Origin of the sequence: Halochromatium roseum, from assembly GCF_016653315.1 — a bacterium.
In the GTDB taxonomy this organism is placed as follows: domain Bacteria; phylum Pseudomonadota; class Gammaproteobacteria; order Chromatiales; family Chromatiaceae; genus Lamprobacter; species Lamprobacter roseus.
Window position 1 is genome coordinate 1 of record NZ_NHSH01000058.1, and the last position, 22128, is coordinate 22128.

At 63.4% G+C, this 22128-nt stretch carries 17 protein-coding genes, 1 tRNA gene and 1 pseudogene; 11 read left to right on the forward strand and 8 right to left on the reverse strand.

The genetic code is table 11. The annotated features are described in order from the left end of the window. The first annotated feature begins 93 nt into the window (after positions 1 to 93). Together CCR96_RS13240 and mgtE are read left to right on the forward strand one after the other, a co-directional pair. The gene (locus tag CCR96_RS13240) at positions 94 to 825 is read left to right on the forward strand and encodes a hypothetical protein (RefSeq protein ID WP_201220601.1); all 732 of its coding nucleotides are present in this window, start codon (positions 94 to 96) and stop codon (positions 823 to 825) included. Positions 826 to 999: 174 nt separating this feature from the next. Then, positions 1000 to 2442 (forward strand): magnesium transporter, encoded by a 1443-nt coding sequence (gene mgtE, locus CCR96_RS13245; RefSeq protein ID WP_201220602.1) that lies wholly within the window; start codon positions 1000 to 1002, stop codon positions 2440 to 2442. A 101-nt stretch (positions 2443 to 2543) separates the two neighbouring features. Here the strand turns inward: mgtE and CCR96_RS13250 are convergent, their stop codons facing one another. From CCR96_RS13250 to CCR96_RS13265, 4 genes are read right to left on the reverse strand one after another with little or no spacing between them, the layout of a single operon-like run. Then, the gene (locus tag CCR96_RS13250; protein ID WP_201220603.1) at positions 2544 to 3827 is read right to left on the reverse strand and encodes an ABC transporter ATP-binding protein; all 1284 of its coding nucleotides are present in this window, start codon (positions 3825 to 3827) and stop codon (positions 2544 to 2546) included. A gap of 27 nt (positions 3828 to 3854) precedes the next feature. Beyond that, positions 3855 to 4691 carry a carbohydrate ABC transporter permease gene (locus CCR96_RS13255; RefSeq protein ID WP_201220604.1) on the reverse strand — a complete coding sequence of 279 codons (837 nt, stop codon included), beginning with the start codon at positions 4689 to 4691 and terminating at the stop codon, positions 3855 to 3857. Positions 4692 to 4693: 2 nt separating this feature from the next. Next, a complete protein-coding gene (locus CCR96_RS13260) occupies positions 4694 to 5686 on the reverse strand; it encodes a carbohydrate ABC transporter permease (protein WP_201220605.1) in 993 nt (330 codons plus the stop codon). Next, positions 5683 to 6957 carry an ABC transporter substrate-binding protein gene (locus tag CCR96_RS13265; RefSeq protein ID WP_201220606.1) on the reverse strand — a complete coding sequence of 425 codons (1275 nt, stop codon included), beginning with the start codon at positions 6955 to 6957 and terminating at the stop codon, positions 5683 to 5685. The genes CCR96_RS13260 and CCR96_RS13265 overlap by 4 nt, the downstream gene beginning before the upstream one ends. Before the next feature lie 511 nt (positions 6958 to 7468). On the opposite strand from CCR96_RS13265, the gene CCR96_RS13270 reads away from it, so the two are divergent. The 3 genes and pseudogenes from CCR96_RS13270 to CCR96_RS13275 all read left to right on the forward strand — a co-directional run bounded on the left by CCR96_RS13270 (position 7469) and on the right by CCR96_RS13275 (position 8675). Then, positions 7469 to 8197 (forward strand): histidine kinase, encoded by a 729-nt coding sequence (locus CCR96_RS13270; RefSeq protein ID WP_201220607.1) that lies wholly within the window; start codon positions 7469 to 7471, stop codon positions 8195 to 8197. A 219-nt stretch (positions 8198 to 8416) separates the two neighbouring features. Beyond that, positions 8417 to 8521, forward strand: a pseudogene (locus tag CCR96_RS25740) (hypothetical protein); the annotation flags it as partial. Next, on the forward strand, positions 8502 to 8675 hold the full coding sequence (locus tag CCR96_RS13275; RefSeq protein WP_338035880.1) for a helix-turn-helix domain-containing protein: 174 nt from the start codon (positions 8502 to 8504) through the stop codon (positions 8673 to 8675). The pseudogene CCR96_RS25740 and the gene CCR96_RS13275, both read left to right, overlap by 20 nt. Here CCR96_RS13275 and CCR96_RS13280 read toward each other — a convergent pair. Further along, a complete protein-coding gene (locus CCR96_RS13280; protein ID WP_201220608.1) occupies positions 8612 to 9688 on the reverse strand; it encodes an endonuclease/exonuclease/phosphatase family protein in 1077 nt (358 codons plus the stop codon). The two genes, CCR96_RS13275 and CCR96_RS13280, sit on opposite strands and share 64 nt — an antisense overlap. A 353-nt stretch (positions 9689 to 10041) precedes the next feature. On the opposite strand from CCR96_RS13280, the gene CCR96_RS13285 reads away from it, so the two are divergent. The 4 genes from CCR96_RS13285 to CCR96_RS13300 all read left to right on the forward strand — a co-directional run bounded on the left by CCR96_RS13285 (position 10042) and on the right by CCR96_RS13300 (position 13484). Continuing rightward, entirely contained in the window at positions 10042 to 11604 is a 1563-nt protein-coding gene (locus CCR96_RS13285) for an ATP-binding protein (protein ID WP_201220609.1), read from the forward strand. 12 nt (positions 11605 to 11616) lie between these two features. Further along, entirely contained in the window at positions 11617 to 11865 is a 249-nt protein-coding gene (locus CCR96_RS13290) for a host attachment protein (RefSeq protein WP_201220610.1), read from the forward strand. 119 nt (positions 11866 to 11984) lie between these two features. Continuing rightward, entirely contained in the window at positions 11985 to 12644 is a 660-nt protein-coding gene (locus CCR96_RS13295; protein ID WP_201220611.1) for a dienelactone hydrolase family protein, read from the forward strand. Between the two features lie 171 nt (positions 12645 to 12815). Then, positions 12816 to 13484, forward strand: a complete 669-nt coding sequence (locus CCR96_RS13300; protein WP_201220612.1) for a phosphoribosyltransferase — start codon at positions 12816 to 12818, stop codon at positions 13482 to 13484. Between the two features lie 170 nt (positions 13485 to 13654). On the opposite strand, the gene CCR96_RS13305 is transcribed toward CCR96_RS13300, so the two are convergent. After that, positions 13655 to 13741, reverse strand: a tRNA-Leu gene (locus tag CCR96_RS13305). Positions 13742 to 13850: 109 nt separating this feature from the next. On the opposite strand from CCR96_RS13305, the gene rnr reads away from it, so the two are divergent. After that, positions 13851 to 16103 carry a ribonuclease R gene (rnr, locus tag CCR96_RS13310; RefSeq protein WP_201220613.1) on the forward strand — a complete coding sequence of 751 codons (2253 nt, stop codon included), beginning with the start codon at positions 13851 to 13853 and terminating at the stop codon, positions 16101 to 16103. Positions 16104 to 16140: 37 nt separating this feature from the next. After that, complete coding sequence (rlmB, locus tag CCR96_RS13315) at positions 16141 to 16896, forward strand: 23S rRNA (guanosine(2251)-2'-O)-methyltransferase RlmB (protein WP_201220614.1); 756 nt, start codon at positions 16141 to 16143, stop codon at positions 16894 to 16896. Between the two features lie 50 nt (positions 16897 to 16946). Here rlmB and CCR96_RS13320 read toward each other — a convergent pair whose 3' ends face one another. Together CCR96_RS13320 and CCR96_RS13330 are read right to left on the reverse strand one after the other, a co-directional pair. Then, the gene (locus CCR96_RS13320; RefSeq protein WP_242519077.1) at positions 16947 to 19976 is read right to left on the reverse strand and encodes an AMP-binding protein; all 3030 of its coding nucleotides are present in this window, start codon (positions 19974 to 19976) and stop codon (positions 16947 to 16949) included. Further along, a complete protein-coding gene (locus tag CCR96_RS13330) occupies positions 19954 to 21960 on the reverse strand; it encodes an AMP-dependent synthetase/ligase (RefSeq protein WP_420827271.1) in 2007 nt (668 codons plus the stop codon). Before CCR96_RS13330 ends, CCR96_RS13320 begins: the two co-directional genes overlap by 23 nt. Between the last annotated feature and the right edge of the window lie 168 nt (positions 21961 to 22128).

Consider the following 22128-nt stretch of genomic DNA (forward strand, 5'->3'; position numbering starts at 1 on the left):
CAACACGTTCAGAAATCGTGCTACTCGCATGGCTGATCAGGTGATCTTGGTCGTTGCAGGGTTGGCCAACCTCAAAAATAACTATGTTTTTCAATGAGAAAACGATTATTATTTGGTCACAAGTCTATTTCAAATGCAGATGGAAAATTGGTAGCCACGGTCACGGGTGAATATGTTCAGCCGGTGAGACTCTACTATCGACTAAAAGACAAACGTGCGGTAAAAAAAGTCTTTTCCAAGCTGAAATGCATGGATTATGATGCTAGTCGTGACAGATATGTCTGGCTTTATCAGAAAGAAGCAAAAAAACTCACGTTTAAGTATTCTTATTCAGCCGTTCCAGCGGAACAGAGACCCGTTGTTATTGGTTCCTTTTTTTCCGAAAGTGCCGATGAGATGTACCTAGAAATCCGATCGATTGAAAGAGCCCTTGAGGGCATCGTTTTTTTTGATGCTTACATCAAACCCTATATGGCCCATGTCGATTCGATTAGCGTCATTAACAAGCTATTTTCGTTTGCTGAGCACACAATGGATTTTTCCGATTATTTTGATCAAGAGGTAACCATTAACCCCGAAGAATCGGCTCAGCAATTAAAGGCTGATCTTAGTCAAGGAAAAACGCCTGAAACGTTAGAAAAACAATCGCTTCCTTTAGTGGAAAGGTTCCCTTCCTATTTTCATGAAGATGGGGTAACTCCGTTAAAACTATTACTTCTCAGCAGGCAGACGATTGCCATTCAGCATTTTATGGGAAACACAGAATATACGTTGCATGATTACATGTTAGATATAGTCAATCGTGAAATCCAAAATCAGCAATAGATAGAACGGTTAAGGGTTAAGAGATACAACAAAATCGTCTCACCAAATTTCAAGCATGACATGAGCATTGAGGGCATAGTACGGGACCTCTGTAAGAAGGCGCTCTGATTTAGATAGCGATGATGGGCGGCGCGATGGCGCCCAGGTTGGACCTTTGCTTAGAGATTGATGCCGATGCCAGACCTGCCGCGACCCGATGAAGACCTGCTCCAGCGGCATCTGCGCGAGGTACGGCAGTTGCTGGCAAAACAGCAACTGGTTGAGGAGGTGACGCGGCGTCAGCGCATGCCGCATCAGCGACTGGTCGAGAACATCACCCATCGGCAAAATCTAGCGCGGCTGCAGCGCAAACTCGATCGTCTCCATCCGGCGGATATTGCGTACATCCTCGAGTCGCTGCCGTTGGATGAGCGGCTCTACCTCTGGGATCTGGTCAAGGCGGACAAGGATGGTGACATCCTGCTCGAGGTCTCAGACGCGGTGCGCCCAAGCCTGCTCGAGACCATGGACCGCGACGAGATCAAGACCGCGGCCGAGGCCCTGGATGCCGATGAGCTGGCCGACCTGATCCCGGATCTCCCAGCGGACCTCGCCCAAGAGGTCTTGACCGCACTCGATCAGCGCGAGCAGGCGCAGGTCCGCGAAGCGATGTCCTATGCCGAGGGCACGGTCGGCGCCTTGATGGACTTCGATCTGGTCAAGGTCCGCGAGGATGTGACGCTGGAGGTGGTGGCGCGTTATCTACGTCGTTTCGATGCCTTGCCCGATCATACCGATAAGCTGTTCGTGGTCGATCGTGATGAGCGCTTGCGTGGCATCCTCACGCTTGAGGCGCTGCTCATCAACGAGCCAGAGACCCCCGTCAGCGCTGTGATGCAGGCCAGTGAGCTGATCCTGTTTCGCGCCGAGGACGAGGCGCGCCAAGCATCCCATGCCTTCGAGCGCTACGATCTCGTATCGGTGCCGGTGGTCGACAAACAGCGGCGTCTGGTCGCTAGGCTAACCGTCTCTGATGTGGTCGACTACATCCAAGAGGAGAACGAGGCCGAGATCCTCAGCCAGGCCGGTTTGGAGGAAGAGGAGGACATCTTCGCGCCGATCTTGCGTTCGGTGAAGAATCGCTGGGCTTGGCTCGCGATCAATCTGGTCACCGCGGTGATCGCCTCGCGCGTGATCAATCTGTTCGAGGACTCGATCGCGCAGTTGGTCGCACTGGCGGCTTTGATGCCGATCGTCGCCGGCATCGGCGGGAACGCTGGCAATCAGACCATCACCATGATCGTGCGCGCGATCGCGATGGGGCAGGTGCAGCCCTCGGCTTGGCGGCGGCTGATCGTTAAAGAGCTGGGCGTCGCGCTGATCAATGGTCTGGTCTGGGGCGGTGTGATCGGCGTCTTTGCCGGGGTGGTCTACCAGAATCTGCCACTGGGGGTGGTCATGGTCGCGGCGATGGCATTGAATCTGCTGCTTGCCGCAACAGCGGGCGTGCTGATCCCACTGCTGCGCCAACGGTTGGGTCGAGATCCCGCGCTCGGCAGCTCGGTGATGATCACGGCCCTGACCGACTCCGGTGGGTTCTTCATCTTCCTCGGGCTGGCAACGCTGTTTCTGTTGTAGAGCCTTGAGCGCTAGGCTGGCAGCTGGGGTCCGGAACCCATCATGAACATCATGAAGTGCGACTGGTGGATTTCGTTCAGTGCGAGTTGCACTGTCTAAGATCAACCGAGCCGCCTGCCACTGTTGGCGTCGAACAGCAGGAGCTGCGCGGGGTCGATGGCGAGTGCGATCTCGGCGTCGTCGCTTGCCTCGGTGTCGGCCGCGATGCGCGCGGTGACGCGCAACCGCCGCGGGCCGGCCGAATCCCCGCTCTGTTGCGCTGTTGTTTCGCGTTGGAGCGCGGGCACGGCGTTGCAGTCCGCCTCGACATCGAAGTGCACGAAAAGATCGGCGCCGAGCCATTCGACGAGATCGGCGCAGACGTTTAGCTCGCCTTCTAGTGGCTCGCCTTCTAGTGGCTCGCCTTTTTGTCGCCCGCGTTCTTGTCGCTCATTGTCTTTGGCATGCGCCTCGGCATCTTCGGCGCGCTGGAAATTTGCTGGACGTAAATGCTCTGGATGGAAGGACTCTGGGCGGAGCTGGGCTGAGCGAAAATGCTCAGGGCGAATTCCGGCAATGACTGCCTCAGTGTTGGCGGGCAAGGCATCGCGTAACCCAGCCGGGATCGGCAGCGTAGTCATTGGCAGCCGCAGTTTCTCGCCCTCGATGCGCGCCGGCAGCAGGTTCATCGCCGGTGCGCCGATGAAGCCGGCGACGAACAGGTTCGCCGGGCGTCGATAGAGATCCTGCGGGCTGCCGACCTGTTGGATCTCGCCGTCGCGCAGCACGGCAATGCGATCACCCAGGGTCATGGCCTCGGTCTGGTCGTGGGTGACGTAGACCGTGGTGGTGCCAAGGCGCCGTTGCAGCGCTGCGAGCTGGTTGCGCATTTGCCCCCTGAGCTTGGCGTCGAGGTTCGACAGCGGCTCATCGAGCAGGAAGGCGGCCGGCTCACGGACGATGGCGCGACCCATGGCCACGCGCTGGCGTTGTCCGCCGGAGAGTGCCGCGGGCTTACGATCCAACATCGACCCCAACTCTAGCAGCGCCGCCGCCTGCTCGACACGCCGATCGATCTCGGCGCGATCGCGCTTGGCAAGCTTGAGCGGGAAGGCCAGGTTGTCGCGCACGCTCATGTGCGGATAGAGCGCGTAGCTCTGGAACACCATGGCCATGTTGCGGTCTTTCGGATCACGGCCCGTGACCCTCTCATCGTCGAGGCGAATCTCGCCGCTGCTGGGCTGCTCGAGTCCGACGATCAACTTCAGCAGGGTGGACTTGCCGCAGCCAGACGGCCCCACCAGCACGAATAGCTCGCCGTCTTCAATGGTCAGGCTGGTCGGCTTGAGCGCCAGGGTGCCATCGGGAAAGCGCTTGGTCAGGTTTTCAACGCTGATGCTGGACATGCTTCAGTCAGTCGTTAAGGCGCTCGCTCAGCCTTTCACCGCGCCGGCGGTCAGACCGGCGACGATGCGCCGCTGGAAGATCACCACCAGCAGCATCACGGGCACCGTCACCACGACCGATGCCGCGGCAATCGAGCCGGTCGGTAGCTCAAAGCGCGAGCTGCCGGTAAAGAAGGCGATGGCCGCTGGCACCGTGCGTGCGGCGTTGGTGGAGGTGAGCGCGGCGGCGAACAGAAAGTCGTTCCAGGCGAAGATGAACACCAGGATCGCGGCGGTGAACACACCGGGGGCGGCCAGCGGCACGATGATATAACGGAACGCCTGCAACGCTGTCGCGCCATCCACGCGTGCGGCCTGGTCCAAATCCCAGGGGATCTCGCGGAAGAACGCGGCCAGGGTCCAGATGGCCAGCGGCAGGGTGAAGGTCATGTAAGGCAGGATCAGCCCTAGCCAGCTATCGTACAGGCCGAGCCCGCGCCACAGCTCGAACAGCGGGCCAATGATCGCCACCGGCGGGAACATGGCGATCGACAGCGCCGCCGCCAGCACCAGCTGCCGCCCGCGAAAGCGCAGCCGGACGATGGCATAGGCGGCGAACATCGCGCACAGCACCGACAGCAGGGTGGCGATGCTGGCAATGCCGATGGAGTTCCACAGCGCCGCCGGAAACTGATCATCGCTGAAGATGGCCCGGTAATGCTCCAGGCTGATGCGCCGTGGCAGGAAACGCTGATCGTTGAGGTCGGCCGCCGGCTTCAGCGACAGCGATAAGATCCAGGCCATCGGCAGCAGGGCATAGGCGATGATCAGCAGGCTGCCGACGCGCCAAAAGAGTTTATCGAGCAAGCTTCTGTCTGCCGTCATGATCAATCCTCAGCCGCGAAACTCGTGCCGAAGCCGCGCACGAATAGCACCGCGATGGCGACCACGCAGCCGAAGATCAGCACCGATACCGCGGAGCCCAGGCCCAGGTTCAGCCGCGTCACCAGGCTGTGGTAGCCGAGGATGGAGACCGTCTCGGTGTTCTGGGCGCCGCGGGTCTGCACATAGACCGTATCGAAGATGCGGAAGGCGTCGAGGGTGCGGAACAGGAGCGCCACCAACAGGGCGTTCTTCATCAGCGGCAGCCTGACGCGCACGAAGCGCTGGACTGCGTTGGCACCGTCCACACGTGCCGCGTCGAGCAGATCCTGCGGCACCAGCGTCAAGCCCGCGAGCAGCAGCAACGCCATGAAGGGGGTCGTCTTCCAGACCTCGGTGAGAATGATCACTAGGAACGCGGACCAGCGCTCCGCGAGCCAAGCCTGCTCAAGGCCAAGCCAGGGATTCACGAAGCCGGTCACCGGATCGAAGGCGAACTTCCAGGCCAGCGCGGCGACCACGGTGATCGTCGCATAGGGCACCAGCACCGAGGCGCGCAGGGTTCGACGCAGGAACAGCACCCGATGCATGACGAGCGCCAGCAGCATGCCAAGCACCAGTTCCAAGGCCACTGAGCCTAAGGTGATGATTAGGGTATTGAGCAAGGACTGCCACCAGACCGGCGAGGTCAGTACGCTCGCGTAGTTGGCGAGGCCAACGAAGGCGCGCTGATCCGGGAAGCGCAGATCGTAGCGGAACAGCGACAGCCAGAGCGCGTAGAGGATCGGGTAGGCGGTCACCAGTAGCATCGCCAGTACCGCCGGTGTGCATAACAGCCAGCCCAGGCGCTCCTCGGCGGGGTTGCGCAGGTGGCTGACAGGATTGCTCGGGGCATTGTTCGAGGCGTCGCTTGGGGCATTGATCGCCGTATTGCCGGCAAGGTCGCTGCCAGTAGGGCGTTCTGTGTCGCTCTCAATATCGCTCTTAACGTCGCTCATAACAGGCCTTGCGAGTGCAGTGCACGCTCAAGCGTATTCCGCAGCCGCCTGAGGTCGCGCTCCGGCTCGATATCGGACATCGGATGCAGCGTGCGGCTGATAGCCAACGACAGGTCATTGTAAAGCGGGGAGCGTGGACGCTGCACTGCATCCTGCAGCGTTGCCCGCAGCAGGTCGGCGAAGGGGAAGGTCTCGCGCACCACCAGATCATCGTAGAGGGCGGCGGTGGTCGGCGGCAGTCCGCCGCGTTCGGCGGCGATGCGCTGGTTGTCGGCGCTGGCGATACAGGCGGCGGCGTCCAGCGCCAGTGCCGGGTAGCGCGAGAAGGCGCTGACGCCGAGGTTGATGCCGCCGATTGTGACGCGGCTTGGCTGGTCCGGGTCAACCGCTGGCCAGCGTGCCCAGCCCAGGTGCTGAGCGATTTGTGGCGCATTGTTTTGCGCGCTGGGCCAGACGTAGGTGTAGTTGAGCATGAACGCGGAGCCACCGGCCTCGAAGGCGAGTCGCGCCTGATCCTCGCGGGCGTTAGCGAGCTCGGGACCGGTGGCCGGGGAGCGGGCCAGTCGCTGCATGATCGCGAGCGCTCGATGGGTCGGCCCCGGCGGCAATGCCGTGCCCTGGCCGTCGGCGCTGAGCACGGCGCCGCCGGCTGACGCCAGCAGCGAGACGAACAACACCGTCAGCCCTTCATAGCGCGCGCCCTGAGCCTGGATGCGGCCACCTTCGCCAATCCGCTCTGCCTGCTCGATCATCGCGTCCCAGGTCGCGGGCGGCGTCTCGACCCGATCTTTGCGATACCAGAGGAGCTGGGTGTTGGTCGTGAAGGGCGCGGCCCAGAGGCGATTCGCCCAGCGCGCGCTCTCGATCGTGGCCTCGATGCGATCAGCACTCGCGCGCCGGGCGAGTGCTTCGGGCCAGGGGATGATCCAGCCGGCGGCGGCAAACTCCGGCGTCCAGATCACGTCCATGCCAATGATATCGATTGCGGAATCGCCTGCCGCGAGCCGGCGCGCTAACTGTTCGCGCTGACGGTCGGCGTCGGCTGGCAGTGGCTGCAGCCTGATGCGATAGGCGCCGTCGGAACCCTCTGCGCAGCGCCGCGCCGCCTCAGCAAAGGCACCGGACGGCTCGTCGAAGACGTACCAGTTAAGCGTTGGCACCGCCGGCGTCTTGTTATCGCAGCCGCTCAGCAGGAGCAACAGCAGCAGGCAGAGGGCGACGGCCCTGGTCACGGCCAGGCGGCGACTAGGCTCAGCGGTGCGATCGGGCATATCGCTATTCTCCTGCTGCACGGCGACGAGGTTGACTGATTGATGAGCAGACGCCGTACTAGTGTGCGTGCACCGATGTTTGCATGGCTGCCACAGCACCTGTTTGCATGCCTGCCGCAGCACCATGAATCAGTTTACCAGCGGATGCAGCGCGTTGAGGGTCGGCGGTATTGAGCGTGGGTGCCGCGACAAGGTGTCGGCACCGATCATGCTTACAGACCCCTGTGCGGTCTCTTGCATGGGGTTGAAGGCGTTGTGCTTTTGCAGATGGCTTGAGCGTCCGGCAATACCCCGGCAATCAGATTCGCCGCGTCCAGAGCGGACCAGAGCGGATCTTGCCGAGACGTTCGTCCAAACCTCATTGCAGGATGACCTGCCACAGTGCACACAACAACGTTGGTGTTGAATTGGCCCAACCCATGCTTGTTCAACCCTGACTAGAGCAAGAAGCCAGCAAGCTCATGCGCTTGCTGCAGTTGGCCAAGCGTTTGTTCGCGGAGAAGCTAAGCTGATGACCACGAGGTCCCGTTCCAATAGTATCGCTAAGGTCGAGCCAGGAGCCCTCGATCCGAATCACGAACGCCTGACCGAGCTAGAGCGCCGTTCGCTGCTCGCGGAGCAAGCGCGTGAGCAGGCGCATAGCCTGCGCTCGCCACTGAGCGTGATCGAATTAGTCTTGGAGACGCTGCAGATCGAACTCGGGGAGGAGCGGGGTCGCGCAGAGCGGTTGCAACGAGTGCTCGATGCGGTCTCGACCCTGTCGACGAATCTGACCCAGAGCGTCCGCTCAAATCGGTTTGCAGACGGCCCCAAGCGTCCGCTGGATGCTGCCAGGGTCGCCGCAGAGGTCGTCTTGGCGTTTGGCGGTCGTGTCGATATGAGTACGTCGAGGCATCTCGATGATGCGGCGTGGCTGGCTGAGGACGCGCCGGTGGTGCTAGCCGACGAACAAGGCTTGCAGGCAGCATTGGTGCATCTGTTACGGCTGATCGGCATCGGCAATACCTGTAATGGGGTGTGCGCGCAACAACCGTTGCTCAGCGTCCAGCAGGATCAGCGGAGACAGCGGCTGCGCCTGCGGTTGGTCAGTGAAGGCGAGCCAGACGTTCCGATCCCGGCCGAGCGGGCTGATTATCGGCTGATGCTTAAAGCGGTCGAGCGCGTCGTGCGTGAGAGCGGCGGCGCATTGGTGCTAAGCCAGGATCACGCGACCCTTGAGCTGCCATTGGCGCAGTCCTGAGCCTGTCCGCGGTTGCAGGGGAGGTGCAGCGGTGTCGCCTGTGCCGAGCGCTTGCAGTGGTGGCGTTGCAGCCTGGGCTACAGTGGGCTGGTGCGGTAGGACATCCGGCATCTGTGCAAGAACATCTGTGCAAGCATTGGTGTCTTTCAGCCAGTTGTGGTTGATATCAACCGCTTGTGCGGCTGTGATCGACAGCGAATCGCTGTCAGCCTAACGTCAGTGCTCGATGCTCGGGTACGGTATCGTACGGTATCGAAGGCAGATGGGGGCTACCATTGGCCGGGTAAGGTGCGTGAGCTGCGCAATGTCGTCGAGCGCGCTGAACTGCTGGCGCGGGATCGCGTGTTTCCGATCGAGTGGCTACAACGTCACCGCTGCGGCGCGTGCGCTCGGCACCACCTGGGAGACACTGCGCTATCGCATCCAGAAATACGGCTTAGTGGATGTCTCGGCAGCGTCCGTGATGACGGGCCGATGATCCGACCCCAGCCAATGCTTTCCACTGACCGTCGGCGTCGTCGCGGTGGCGAAGCGGTCAGCCTTTGGTCCGGCGACCAGGATGTGGTCGATCGCGCCACCGGGGAAATGCCGGAGCACATAGGTTGCGTCTAGCTCGCCGGACAGCAGGCGCGCGGATGGGTCCATCCCGAGCAGGATGGCGATGCTGTCATCGTAGCCATCGAGTCCGCCGGGCCCGCACAGGCCCTCGCAGCGGCCTTGGGTTGGCGCACAGTCCACGTCCGGGTGAGTGCCGACACGCAGCACCCGGCCCGGGGCCTGGATGTTGTAGTCGCCGGCGACAATGATCGTGCGTCCGGCCGCCAGGGCGTCCACTGCATCAGCGACAAGTCCCGCCGCCTGTTGCTCGCGCAGGCGCGCGCTGGCACGGTCCCTAGCGCTGCAGTGTTTGCCGCGGGACGATTTCCAGTGCACCGCGTACAGCGTCCAGCCGTCGGCTAGATCAACGCGCAGGAAGCCGCGCGGGGGCGGATAATCGCCAGCCTTGGCCTTGAGGTCGATTTGCAGCTCGCGCGTCGGTACCCCGCGAACAGAGGTGCGTGGCGGGTGGCCGTCGCCGTTGCGCTTGCGCCCGGTTGTGTCCCATTCGGCCGCCGACCTGATCGGCCGTCGAGACAGCACGGCGACCTCAAGCGACTTATGCCAGGCGTTGGTGACCTTGAGCGGCGGTGAGAAGTCGCTGATCGCCCAATAATCGAAGCCGCCAGCGTCGGCGGCCGCCTCTACTTGGGCCTCCGAGACGATCTCTTGCAGCACCAACACCTCGACCGGGTCGACGATCTCAAGCGCCTGCTCGACACGCGCGGCGAGGGCTGCGGCTGTGATCTCGCCACCTGCGATGTTCCAAGTCATCAGCGGCAGCGGTGCGGCACGGGCGCCGCTGATCGAACCCAGCAGGCAGAGTGCACTGAGCAGCAGCCTGAACGGGTGTTGGAAGGAGCGCATCGAGCCTGCCTTTTGTATGAGCTTCATGGTTGATCGGCGGACATGGTGAAGGTTATCCGCATCTGCTCACGGATTGAGCGGGTGAGGCGCGGGATGCGGCGCGGGATGCGGCGCGGGATGCATAGAGTATCCAAAGTCAGCGTTCATCGCGGCGTTCGGTTCGGGCTGCGCTATCGGTGCGGCCACAGCCTCCCCCCATCGGCGCATCCGGGATCATCCGATGTCAATGGGGTGGCTCTGCTGATGGAGACCGGCCCGATTCGAGCTGAATATGCTTGGGCCATCCCGGGCGCTGCATGGCTGAGTCTAATCGGCTGAGCCAAGGATACCTCTGTGGCGAGTACCGGGCTCTCTTAATGCATGCCGAATCGGGGGGCAGCTTGACGACCGACGGGCTGGAATTGGGCCAACAGGATCGCGCTGAGGCCGCGCGCCAACGCGGAGCCGAGATGGCGCAAGTCGATACCACGCCGGTACTGGTCGCGCGTATCACGCCAGTGCTGCGCTACAGTTTCAATAATGCCGCCTACGCAAACTGGTTCGGAGTTCAGCCCGAGGTGTTGCTGGGCACGCCAGTGCGCGAGCTGGTGGGCGAGGCGGCCTTCGAGATCCTGCGCGAGCCCCTGCGGCAATCACTGGCTGGCGAAGTGGTCCGATTTGATGCTTGGCTACCATTGTCTGTTGTCGGTCGACGCTATTGCCGTATCGAGTGCATTCCGGATCAACGCCAAGATGGCGACACCATTGGGCTGTTTGCGCTGATCACTGATCTCACCCCAGAGGCGAGTCTGCGTGAGCAAGCGCGGGGTCTCGAGGTGGCCGGTCAGCACAGGAACGAGCTGCTGTCGAGGATTGGCCATGAACTGCGCAATCCGCTGACCTCAGTGCGCAATGTCTTGGACCGGCTGTTGCTCGGTGATGCCAACCCGGTGGCGCATGCGCGTGCGCTGCGGCTGATCGATCGACAACTGCGACACATGGAGCGGCTGGTGCGGGATTTGCTCGATGTCGCACGGATTAGGCGCGGCTCGATCGAGTTGATCATGGCGCCGCGCGATCTGCGTGAGCTGGTGCAAGAGTCGTTGCAGGCCATGGAGGCGGTCATTCGGGAGCATCGGCACCAGGTCCAGGTCGAGCTGCCTGATGCGCCAGTAATGGTATGCGCCGACGAGACGCGCTTGGTTCAGGTGGTCAGTAACCTTCTGGATAACGCCGTTAAGTACACCGATGATGGTGGTCACATCAGCGTCCGGCTTAGGTCGGATGAAGACATCGCCCGCCTGCAGATCGAGGATAGTGGATGCGGCATCGAGGCCGACGCGATCACTGGGCTGTTTGATGCCTATCGCCAAGCCCCGCGTGCGCTGCATCGGGCTGATGGCGGGCTTGGCCTTGGACTGACGTTGGTGAAGCAGCTCGTGGAGCTACAGGGTGGCCAGGTTGAGGCGCGCAGCGACGGGCCGCAGTGTGGCAGTCTGTTCGAGGTCTACTTGCCAGTGATGTCGGAGCAGGCGAAACAGCCACGCCAGCCGGCCGCGATAGCAGCGCTCCACACAGGGTCGGCACCAGGATTGCGTGTCTTGGTCGTCGATGATAATGCCGAGGTTGTCAAGTCGATGATCCAGTTGCTGACGCTGATGGGCTACCAGGCCAATGGCGTCAGCAATGGCTCAGACGCCTTGGCAACGATTGCCGTGGCGCCGCCAGATCTGGTGCTGCTCGATATCGGTCTGCCCGAGATGGATGGCATCGAGGTCGCGCGGCGTCTGTCGGCGATGGCAGCGAGGGCTTCGCTCAAGTTGGTCGCGATGTCTGGTTATGCGCCTGGGACGCTCGGGGATGCGGCGGCCTTATTCGACGCGCATCTACTGAAACCGGCTGGTCGCGATGCATTAGGCGCGTTGTTGTCGAGCGAAGGCAGAAAACCAGGGTTGGATAGCTGAGGAGGAGAGGTGATGTCTGAAGCAACGATGTGGCTGCTGGTGGCCGACGAGGCGCGTGCCGCGCTCCATGCGGCTGATACGCCAAAGGGGCCGCTGAGCGAGGTGCAAGACTTTATCGACGCGGCGAACCGGCTGCCGGATCGGGATCTGGTGACCGATCGACCGGGACGCGCGTTCGACTCGAGCGGGGAGGGTCGGCATGCGTTGGAGCCGCATACCGAGCCGGGTGAGGTCGAGGCCCAGCGCCGCGTTTCCGCTTGAGACGTGGTTAGCTTTGGCCGTTGGTCTAGAGCGAGCTGGGGCGGACTGGTCTGGACCGCTCAATGCGTTGCGTTGGGATTTGTGCGGCAAGAAGACGACGATCTGAGAGGTAATCGATAATGTCACCCCGCGAGACAATCGATGTTGAGGTGCCGATCGAAGGCGGCAACCTGCCTGGCTTTTTGCATCTTCCGCGGCATCCAGCTGGCCTCGTGCTGTTCGCGCATGGGAGCGGCAGCAGCCGCTTTAGCCGTCGCAATCAGGCGGTTGCAGAGGTGCTCTACCGAGGACGCATGGCGACCCTATTGTTCGACCTACTGACCCCCGGCGAGCACGAGATCGACCAACGCACGGCCGAGCTTCGCTTCGACATACCGCTGCTCATCGAACGGCTGGTGGCTGCCATCGATTGGGCGGTTGCCGATCAGCGCACCGCGGGTGTGCCGATCGGGCTCTTCGGCGCGAGTACGGGCGCGGCGGCAGCGCTGGGTGCCGCGGTCCGGCGGCCGCGGTGGGTCCGAGTGGTGGTCTCGCGCGGTGGGCGCCCGGACCTTGCCGATGAGGATCTGCCGCGGGTCGAGCAGCCGACACTATTGATCGTTGGCAGTCTCGACCCCGTCGTGCTCGAGGTGAACCGCGATGCTGCAAGGAGGATGGGCACCGAGCCACGGCTGGAGATCGTTTCCGGCGCCAGTCACTTGTTTGAGGAGGCGGGCAAGCTGGAGAGCGTGTCGATGCTCGCCCGGGATTGGTTCTTGGAGCATTTTGAGCTGTCTTAGACAGCGTGAGTGGGCTGTCATCGACGATTTCATCAGATCAGATCAGATCAGATCAGATCAGATCAGATCAGAGCGGATCGTTTTCAGTCAAAGCCCAAGGAATCACTGACCATTGGTCCATGTCTTGCCTAGCACATGCAGCCGACACGCAGACGATTGAGGACCACGACCATGCCGCTACCCTTCGCCGATCGCACCGAAGCCGGGCGTCTGCTCGGCGAGGCCCTCCTGGATTACCGCGGACGCATGGACCTCCTCGTGCTTGCGCTACCGCGCGGTGGCGTGCCGGTCGCCGCCGAGGTGGCGCGCCTGCTGGAGGCGCCGCTCGATCTGATGCTGGTGCGCAAGCTTGGCGTGCCGATACAACCCGAGCTCGCGATGGGTGCGATCGCAACCGGCGGCGCGCGGGTACTGAATCCCGAGATCATTCGGGCCTTGTCGATCACGCAGCAGCAGCTCGATCGCATCACCGAGGTGGAGCGGCTTGAGTTCGAGCGCCGTGAGCAGTTGTATCGGGGCCGGCGTCCGCCGCGGGAGCTGAGCGGGCGCTGCGTCATCTTGGTCGACGACGGCTTGGCCACCGGCGCGAGCATGCGAGTCGCCGTGCAAGCCGCCGCGGCGCAGGGGCCAGCGGAGCTAGTGGTCGCGGTTCCGGTGGCTTCACTCGAGGCGGTGCAGCTGGTTAGCGAGCAGGCCAACCAGGTTCAGGTAGTTGCCCTTGCCACCCCGGAGCCTTTCATCGGCGTCGGACGGTGGTATCAGGCCTTCACGCAGACGACTGATGCTGAAGTCCGAGCGCTGCTCGAACAAGCCTGGCAGCCTGAGCACAGGCCGCGTTGATCGCCCAGCGTCTTTCTATTGGCCTTGCCGGATATTGTCAAGCGGGTGGGGAGTGGCTCAAAACAGCCACCACTGGTGGTATTCACCGCCGGAGTCGCTGTATCGAGCCTCAATAACTCGGTGCGGCGCAACGTCCTCGCGCAGCAGCGATTGAAAAACAAGACCGATGATGGTGCCGAGGAGAGGACTTGAACCTCCACCTGGTTTCCCAGACATGGACCTGAACCATGCGCGTCTACCAATTCCGCCACCTCGGCTAGGTGGGATGTCGCGGCTGCGACCACGACAAGCCCGCAAGCTTAGTGAGACAACGGAGCCTTGTCAACGGTAGACTAGGGAAATCATTCGACGCAGCAAGAGACCAGCGTGGCACGAAGAAAAAAAGCCCAATCCGCCAGAGACCAAGATCCACATCGGCAGCGGGAGGCGAAGAAGTACGACAATCCGATCCCCAGTCGTGAGTTCATCCTCGAAAAGCTCACTGAGCACGGCGCGCCAATCGGTTTCGATGAGGTTGCCTCACTGCTCGGGCTAACGGCCGAGGAGGATCTGGTAGCACTCGGGCGGCGGCTCGGCGCGATGGTGCGCGATGGGCAACTGTTGCGTAACCGCCGTGAGGCCTTCTGCCTGGTCAACAAGCGGGACTTGATCGCCGGCCGAGTGATCGGGCATCCCGATGGGTTCGGCTTCGTCAAGCCAGATGATGGCGGTGACGATCTCTATCTCTATCCGAAGGAGATGCGGGCGGTTTTTCACGGTGACCGCATCGTTGCGCGGGTGACCGGAAAGGATCGCCGCGGGCGGCTCGAAGGCGCGGTGGTCGAGATCTTGGAGCGCAGCACCAAGAGTGTGGTCGGCCGGCTGTATTCAGAGAGCGGCGTGGGTTTTGTGGTGCCGGACAACAAACGGCTGACCCATGATGTCATCATCCCGAGCGATCGCCTCGGTGGTGCCGAGCAGGGTCAAATCGTGGTTGCCGAGATCACCGATCAGCCGACCAAGCGTACCCAGCCGATCGGCCGCGTCGCCGAGGTGCTGGGCGAGCACATGGCGGCGGGCATGGAGACCGATATCTCGATCCGCGCGCATGACCTGCCGGTGCACTGGCCGCCGGAGGTGGAGCAGGCGATCACGGCCTTCGGCGAGCAGGTGCCGGAGGCGGCAAAGATCGGCCGCACCGATCTGCGCAATCTGCCCTTGGTCACCATCGATGGTGCCGATGCGCGCGACTTCGATGACGCCGTCTTCTGTGAGCGCAAGCCGAAGGGCTGGAAGCTGCTGGTCTGTATCGCCGATGTCTCCGCCTATGTGACGCCGAACAGCGCATTGGATCAGGAAGGCTTCGGCCGCGGCAACTCGGTCTACTTCCCAGATCGCGTGATCCCGATGTTGCCCGAGGTGTTGTCGAATGGACTCTGCTCGCTGAACCCAAAGGTCGACCGGCTCTGTATGGCCTGCGAGCTGTACGTCAACCGCGAGGGCAAGGTCACGCGGACGCGGTTTTTTGAAGCCGTGATGCGCTCGCATGCACGCCTAACCTACGACCAGGTTGCGGCCATGTTGGTCGAGGACGATGTCGATCTGAGCGAACAATATGCCGATCTACTGCCACATCTGCATGAACTCTATGCGATGTATCAGGCGCTGATCGACGCCCGTGCCACGCGCGGCGCGATCGACTTCGATACCGTCGAGACCAAGTTCGTCATCGATGAGGGTGGACGCATCTCGAGCATTGAGCCGACGGTGCGCAACGATGCCCATCGCATCATCGAGGAGTGCATGCTGGCCGCGAACGTCGCCGCGGCGCGGCTGTTCCAGCGCAAGAAGATGCCGGCGCTCTATCGCATCCACGAGACGCCGAAGGAGGAGAAGCTCTCCGATCTGCGCGAATTCTTAGCCGAGCTGGGCCTGAACCTACCCGGTGGCAACAAGCCGACGGCGAAGGATTACGGCACTCTGCTGGATGCAGTGCGCGGCCGACCGGATTTCCATCTGATCCAGACCGTGCTGCTGCGCTCGATGCAGCAGGCCATGTACAGCTCGGACAATGTCGGTCACTTTGGCTTGGCCTACGATGCCTATACCCATTTCACCTCGCCGATCCGCCGCTATCCGGACCTGATCGTCCATCGCATCATCAAGCACATCCTCGCCGGCGGCACTGCGGCCGATCTCGACTACTCGAAACCGGAGCTGCAGCAGGTCGGCGAGCATTGCTCGGGCACCGAGCGGCGTGCCGACGAGGCCACCCGCGATGTCGAGCACTGGCTCAAATGCGAGTTCATGCGCGACAAGCTGGGCGAGGAGTTCGACGGCACCATCACCAGCGTGCAAGGTTTCGGCCTCTTCGTCGAGCTAGATGGGGTCTATGTCGACGGCCTGGTGCATATCACCGCGCTCGACAATGATTACTACCACTTCGATCCGGTCGGGCATCGGCTGACCGGCGAGCGCACGGGTCAGGTCTATCGCCTCGGCGACCGTTTGCGCGTCAAGGTGGCGGCGGTCAATCTGCAGGATCGTAAGATCGACTTCGTGTTGGCTGCGCCAATCGTCGCCAAAGCGACGCCGAAGCGGCGTTCGCGCTCGCGGCGGCGTAAGAAGCCAGCGGCTTGAACAGGTTCGCGCTGATGGCCGCGCTGAGGCCGGGCCGATGAGCCGTGCGGCGAACACCGCCGCGACACTGGGGATCAACAGCGTCCGCAGCGCGCTCAAGTTTGGCCCTGCTGGCGTTGCCGAATTATGGCTGGACCGAAGTCGTCGCGACCGCCGATTGGCGGAGTTGGCGGCGTTGGCCCGCGCGGCCGGTGTCGCGGTGAGACAGTTGGATCGCGATGCGCTCGATCAAGCCGCGCAAGGCGGTAATCACCAAGGCGCGCTCGCCTGGGTGCGAATGCCGGCGGCGCTGACCGAGCATGACCTTGAGCGCCTCCTCGATGCCGCCGAGCAGCCACCGCTGCTGTTGGTGCTGGACGGGGTGACAGATCCACACAACCTTGGTGCCTGTCTGCGCAGCGCCGATGGTGCTGGCGCGACCGCCGTGATCGCGCCCAAGGACAAGGCGGTTGGGTTGACCCCGGTGGCGGTCAAGGTCGCTAGCGGTGCGGCTGACTCGATCCCTTTTGTTCAGGTCACCAACTTGTCGCGCACGCTGGAGGCGCTCAAGGCGCGCGGCATCTGGTTGATTGGGCTTGCGGATGCGGCCCCAGCGACCCTCTTCGAGACCGATCTCTCCGGTCCGACCGCATTGGTGCTGGGCAGCGAGGGCACGGGTCTGCGCCGCCTTACCCAAGAACGCTGCGATCTCTTGGCGTCCCTACCCATGCGCGGTCGTGTCGAGAGCCTTAACGTCTCGGTCGCCGCCGGCATCTGCCTCTACGAGGTTCTCAGGCGACGGGCGACACCTTAGGCCGCTGTTCATTGCTCTCTGATGACATCCCGCAGATCACCGCTAACGTTTTACTCTGTACAAATAGAGCTGCTTGAATCTGAATCGGCAGCAGACTGTTCGCACCTCGGCTCGATGAAGGCGCGTGCTTGATCGCGCAGCTGAACGGCTGAGCGCCAGCTCTCGTCTTCAGGCCAGATCGGCTCGCCGATCTCGATCAGGGCGCGGCCCGGATGCGGAAAGAAGCGGGTGCCGCGCATCAGCTCGCGGGTGCCGCGTAAGGCGACCGGCAGCAGCGGCACGCCGGCGGCGGTGGCGGCCAGAAAGGCGCCCATCCGAAATGGCAGCAGTCCGGGACGCTCGAGGAAGGTGCCTTCCGGGAAGAACCCCAGGGTTTGACCCCGCGCCAGTGCCGCGGCAAATCGGCGCGCTTCCTCGGGGCCGCGCAGTAGATCGAAGCGATCGACGAAGAGGGTGCCGAGGCGTTCCAGAGGCCAGCGGACCAAGGGGTTTGTCTTGAGACCTTGCTTGGCGACAAAGGCGAGGGGTCGATCGATGGCCTCGACCAGCGCCGCCACATCGAGATAGCTCTGATGATTGCTGGCGATGACGAAGGGTTGGTTCGGAGCGGGTATCCGCTCGGCCCCGCGCACTGTCAAGGAGACAAAGGCCAGCCGCCGCAACAGGCCAACGCCGGCGCGCACCAGCCGCCAGCGCCAACGCAGCCGCGGCAGCGTCATGATGCCTAACCAGACCCAAGGCGCGATGAGGCCAAACAACAGCCAAGCATAGCCGGCATAGAGCTGTGCCGGCAGATGCTGTAGCGAGCGCGCCGAGCTGGCCAGCAGCCCGGCCACGCCGAGTCTGAGCAGTTGCCAGAACGGGGCGGGGGGCGCATGGGTCAAGCGGCCGGCGGACCACCGCTCGCGTGTCGCGCCTCGGCGCAGCTTGCCACTGGAGGTCTTGAGCACCGATCGGGGCGGAACCAGGAGGATCTCGTCGGGCGGCGAGCCGAGCACCTCGGTCGCGCGCGCTCGAACCCGTTGTAAGAGCGCGGTGCGGCGCGTCGGATCGCGCTCGCGGGTCTCGGCGACCAGCACCAGCCGCTCGCTGCCGTGGGCCTCATCGGCCGCGGCGAAGGCCACCACGCAGCCCTTGCGCACGCCGCTCAGCTCGCCGACCGCCTGCTCGACCTCGTAAGGGTAAAGGTTCCGGCCACCGCGAATGATCAGATCCTTGATGCGGCCGGTCAGGTAGAGCTCGCCGGCGGCGAGATAGCCGCGGTCGCCGGTGTCGTGCCAGCCGTCTTGAATCAGCGCCGCGGTGGCCTGCGGATTCCGATAATAGCCGCGTGTCGCCGACGGACCTTGAAAGTAGAGCCGCCCCTCAAGCCGCTCGGGGCGTGGCTGTCCGTCCTGATCCAGGATGCGCAGGCGATAGCCAGACAGAGGCCGCCCGCAGCTCACGACCTGCATCGCATGCGTATCCTGGCAGGGCATCCTGAGTGCCTCGCCGGAGACCGCGAAGCGCTCGCGATCGATGCAGTCGACCACCGGACCACGGGTTGCTGGCGGAAAGGTCAGCCCCACCGCGGCCTCGGCCAGACCGTATACCGGCGCTAGGGCCTCAGCACGCAAGCCGCAGCGACCGAAGCGCTCGGCGAAGCGGCGCAGGGTCTCGGACCCGACCGGCTCGGCGCCGTTGAGTGCGCGCCGCCAGCAGCTCAGATCCAGGTCGTCGAGATCCTCATCTTGGATACGCTTGAGGCAGAGCTCATAGGCGAAATTGGGCGCGGCGGAGAGGCTGCCACGATGGGTATCAATCGCCTTCAGCCAACGCAGAGGCCGCGCCAGGAAGGATAGCGGCGACATGGAGACGAGCGGAATACCGAAACAGAGGCTGCCGAGCCAAGCCCCGATCAGCCCCATGTCGTGATAGAGCGGCAGCCAGCTGACGAAGCAGTCATCCGGGCGTGCCGCGACCGCGCTACCCATGGCGCGGATGTTGGCGAGCAGATCGGCATGGCTCAGCACCACGCCCTTGGGGGCGCCGGTGCTGCCCGAGGTGTATTGCAGTAGCGCGATGTCGTCGGGCTGAGGATGTGCAGTCAGAGCGGCCGGTGTCACGTCGGCGAATGACTGGGGCGTCAGCACTGCCTGCAGCGAAGGCACCCAGGCCCGCAGCAAGCGCGCCACCCGCAGTGCCTCGGGCAGCGTGATCAAGACGCGGGCGCCGGCATTGGTGAGGATTCCGACATGCCGGCGCAAGTGCTCCTCGATCTGCTCTGGGCGCGCCGGCGGATAGATCGGGACCGGAATGCCGCCGGCCTGCAGGACGCCGAAAAAGCCCTGAAAATAATCGGCCCCCGTGGGCAACATCAGGGCAACGGTCTGCTGCGGCTGGAGGCCGGCCGCGCGCAGCCCGCCGGCCATCCGGGCTGCGCCCTCGGCGAGGTCTGCGTAGCTGATTGGACGTGGCTGATCCTCGCTCTCGTAGAGCAGGATATGCGTCTTTGATGGCTGTCGCTCGAGATGCCAGTCCAGCATCTCAAGCAAGGTCTCGGCATGGGTAGGCAACCTCGCAGTTGGCCATGCCGTCTCGCTCTCGGCAGACGCCTCGGCCTTGGCATGGGCATGGGCATGGGCTTTGGCCGACACCGCAGCCCTGTCCCCAACAGGGATTTCGGCAGGCATCGCGGCCCCAGCCTCATGGCTAGAGGACATCGCAGCGGCGGCATGGGTGTTAGCAGGCGCGGCACTCGCCGAGTCGGCGCGGGCCAGCGTCAAGAGATCAGCGGCGGTTGCCGCCAGCAGCGCCTCGTCCGATAAACGACAGCCAAGACCGCGCTCCAGCCGAGCGATCAGCTCCGAGCGGCCCAGGCTATCCAGCCCGAGATCAGCCTCGAGCCGGCTGTCGAGGCCGATCCTGTCGAGCGCTTGATCGATGCCGTTATCCCGAGCGAAATCGCGCAGGATATCGAGCAAGCGAGCGGCAAGATCGGCAGCCGCCGCGCCGCTGGCGTCGTCCAGGTCACCACGGCCTGGTGGCTGCCGGAGTGCCGATCCGTTGAGCTCCGTTTCAGTTGGTCTTTGAGCTGGCATCGGATGCGACCGAGGGCGACGGTTGGTACAGGGCCTCGATGGCCGCGGCGAAGCGCCGCTGCAGTGCGGGGCGCTTGAGCTTCATGGTCGGCGTCAGGTCTCCGTCTGCAATCGTCCAGGCATCCAGGGTCAGATGCAGCGCACGGACGCGGGCGTAGCCAGGGAAGCTGGCTAAGCGCGCCTCAACCCGGGCCTGCACCGCGGCGATGGCACGCGGATCAGTCAGGCTGGTTGGGTCATTGGCATCCAGGCCAAGCCCGCTGGCGAGCTGCTGCCAGGGCGCGCGCGCGAGCACCAGCACGGCCGCCAGGTAGGGGCGCCCTTCACCGACCAGCATCGCTTGGTCCAAGAGTGGGTCCATGGTCAGGGCATTCTCCATGTCCGCTGGCGGTACCTTCTGGCCCGTCGAGGTGACCAGGATCTCCTTGAGCCGACCGCGGATGCCGATAGCGCCGTCACGCAGCTCGGCGACATCGCCGGTATGCAGCCAGCCCTCGGCGTCGATGGCCTGAGTGGTTGCCTGCGGCTGCTGCCAATAGCCGAGGCCGACGTTGGGTCCGCGGACACAGAGCTCGTCCTTAGGCCCCAGGCGAACCTCAATGCCCGGCAGCGGTTTGCCCACCCAGCCGGGGATGAACGCATCGGGGGTACTATTGGAGACCACTGGCGCGGCCTCGGTCAGTCCATAGCCCTCGGTCAGGGGGAGATCGAGCCCCACGAACAGGCGTGCGACGGTCGGCGACAAGGGCGCCCCTCCGCTCACCGCGACCCGCATTCGACCGCCGAAGCGTTCCAGCACCGGCCGCGCGACGCTGTACCGCAACAGCCGCCACAGCAGACGATCGATGATGCCTGGCGGCGAACGCTGCCCCTGCGCTGCCTGAAACCGATGCCAGCCCAGTGCTACCGTCCTGTCAAACAGCAGGCGCTTCAGGCCCTGCTCGCCGAGCTTGGCTTGGATGGCCAGATAGACCTTGTCGAAGACCCGCGGCACTGCCAGCAGCACGCTCGGGCGAATCTGCAGCAGATCCTCGCGCAACTGTTCGACGGAGCGCGCATAGGCAACGCTCGCGCCGGCCATCATCGGCAGGTAGTAGCCGACGGTGCGCTCGAAGGCATGCGCCAGCGGCAGGAAGGAGAGAAAGCAATCGCTCGGCCAGGCCGGAACCCGCGACTGGATCGCCTCGGCATTGGACAGGATATTGCGATGCGTCAGCATCACGCCCTTTGGTGGCCCGGTGGTCCCGGAGGTATAGACCAGGGTCGCAAGGGCATTCGGGTTGGTCTTCGTCTGCGCAAGCGACTGAGCCTCCGGGATGTCCGCGCTGTCTGGAAGCCAATCCGCGAGGCGGCGTAGGCTTTGGCTTGGGCGCTGACGTGTTGGACGCGTGGTCGTGCTTGTGCCCTTGATCGCACTCGTCGCGCTTGAATTGTTGGCCGGGCGCAGGGTGATCTGCCGGCAGAGTACCCGCCGCAGGGCAGGCAGCTCGGCGCCCTGCGACTGCAGCGCAGCCCACTGTGCATCAGTGTCTAACAGCAGCAAACGCGCACCAGAGTCGGACAGGATATGCGCCAGATTACCGGGGCTGTCGGTGGTATAGAGCGGCACTGTCACCAGCCCGAGGCTGAGGGCCGCCTGATCGAAACAGACCCAGTCGACGCCATTCGGCAGACTTAATGCGACGCGCTCGCCCGGCTGCAAGCCCTCACCCGCCAGCCCATGCTGCCAGCGCAACACCAGACTCGCGACATCCTGCCAGCGGTAATCGCGCCAAGCTCCCCGCTCGTACTGCCGATAGGCGATGGCCGAAGGGGTTTGCGCCACACGGCAGCGGAATAGACCGGCCAGCGTGCCGGCGATATCCGCGCTGATGGGTGCGGCGGTAGCCGGCGCCTGTTGGCTGGGCATGGTCGCCCCCGAGTTGCTTCGCGCCCCGGTTGGCATTGGATACGAGGCCCGCTCATGGTCGATCGCTGTGTTCATCTGATCCTCCCGAGGACCGTGCACAGGCGACGGCATCGGGTAGCCTAGACCTCTCGGTTTCAGAGCAAGGGCGGAAACCCTCGGAAGTACCCGTTCGCGTTTACCTCGATCCTCACTTCCAGTATAGGACCCTGGCCGACGCTTGCGGCGGCAGCCTCAATGGGCACC

What these genes read in the sequence shown, in the direction of transcription:
- CCR96_RS13240 (WP_201220601.1), top strand. Translation starts at nt 94, where the DNA reads ATGAGAAAACGATTATTATTTGGTCACAAGTCTATTTCAAATGCAGAT.
- mgtE (WP_201220602.1), top strand. Translation starts at nt 1,000, where the DNA reads ATGCCAGACCTGCCGCGACCCGATGAAGACCTGCTCCAGCGGCATCTG.
- CCR96_RS13250 (WP_201220603.1), bottom strand. Translation starts at nt 3,827, where the DNA reads ATGTCCAGCATCAGCGTTGAAAACCTGACCAAGCGCTTTCCCGATGGC.
- CCR96_RS13255 (WP_201220604.1), bottom strand. Translation starts at nt 4,691, where the DNA reads ATGACGGCAGACAGAAGCTTGCTCGATAAACTCTTTTGGCGCGTCGGC.
- CCR96_RS13260 (WP_201220605.1), bottom strand. Translation starts at nt 5,686, where the DNA reads ATGAGCGACGTTAAGAGCGATATTGAGAGCGACACAGAACGCCCTACT.
- CCR96_RS13265 (WP_201220606.1), bottom strand. Translation starts at nt 6,957, where the DNA reads ATGCCCGATCGCACCGCTGAGCCTAGTCGCCGCCTGGCCGTGACCAGG.
- CCR96_RS13270 (WP_201220607.1), top strand. Translation starts at nt 7,469, where the DNA reads ATGACCACGAGGTCCCGTTCCAATAGTATCGCTAAGGTCGAGCCAGGA.
- CCR96_RS13275 (WP_338035880.1), top strand. Translation starts at nt 8,502, where the DNA reads ATGTCGTCGAGCGCGCTGAACTGCTGGCGCGGGATCGCGTGTTTCCGA.
- CCR96_RS13280 (WP_201220608.1), bottom strand. Translation starts at nt 9,688, where the DNA reads ATGAAGCTCATACAAAAGGCAGGCTCGATGCGCTCCTTCCAACACCCG.
- CCR96_RS13290 (WP_201220610.1), top strand. Translation starts at nt 11,617, where the DNA reads ATGTCTGAAGCAACGATGTGGCTGCTGGTGGCCGACGAGGCGCGTGCC.
- CCR96_RS13295 (WP_201220611.1), top strand. Translation starts at nt 11,985, where the DNA reads ATGTCACCCCGCGAGACAATCGATGTTGAGGTGCCGATCGAAGGCGGC.
- CCR96_RS13300 (WP_201220612.1), top strand. Translation starts at nt 12,816, where the DNA reads ATGCCGCTACCCTTCGCCGATCGCACCGAAGCCGGGCGTCTGCTCGGC.
- rlmB (WP_201220614.1), top strand. Translation starts at nt 16,141, where the DNA reads ATGAGCCGTGCGGCGAACACCGCCGCGACACTGGGGATCAACAGCGTC.
- CCR96_RS13320 (WP_242519077.1), bottom strand. Translation starts at nt 19,976, where the DNA reads ATGCCAGCTCAAAGACCAACTGAAACGGAGCTCAACGGATCGGCACTC.
- CCR96_RS13330 (WP_420827271.1), bottom strand. Translation starts at nt 21,960, where the DNA reads ATGAACACAGCGATCGACCATGAGCGGGCCTCGTATCCAATGCCAACC.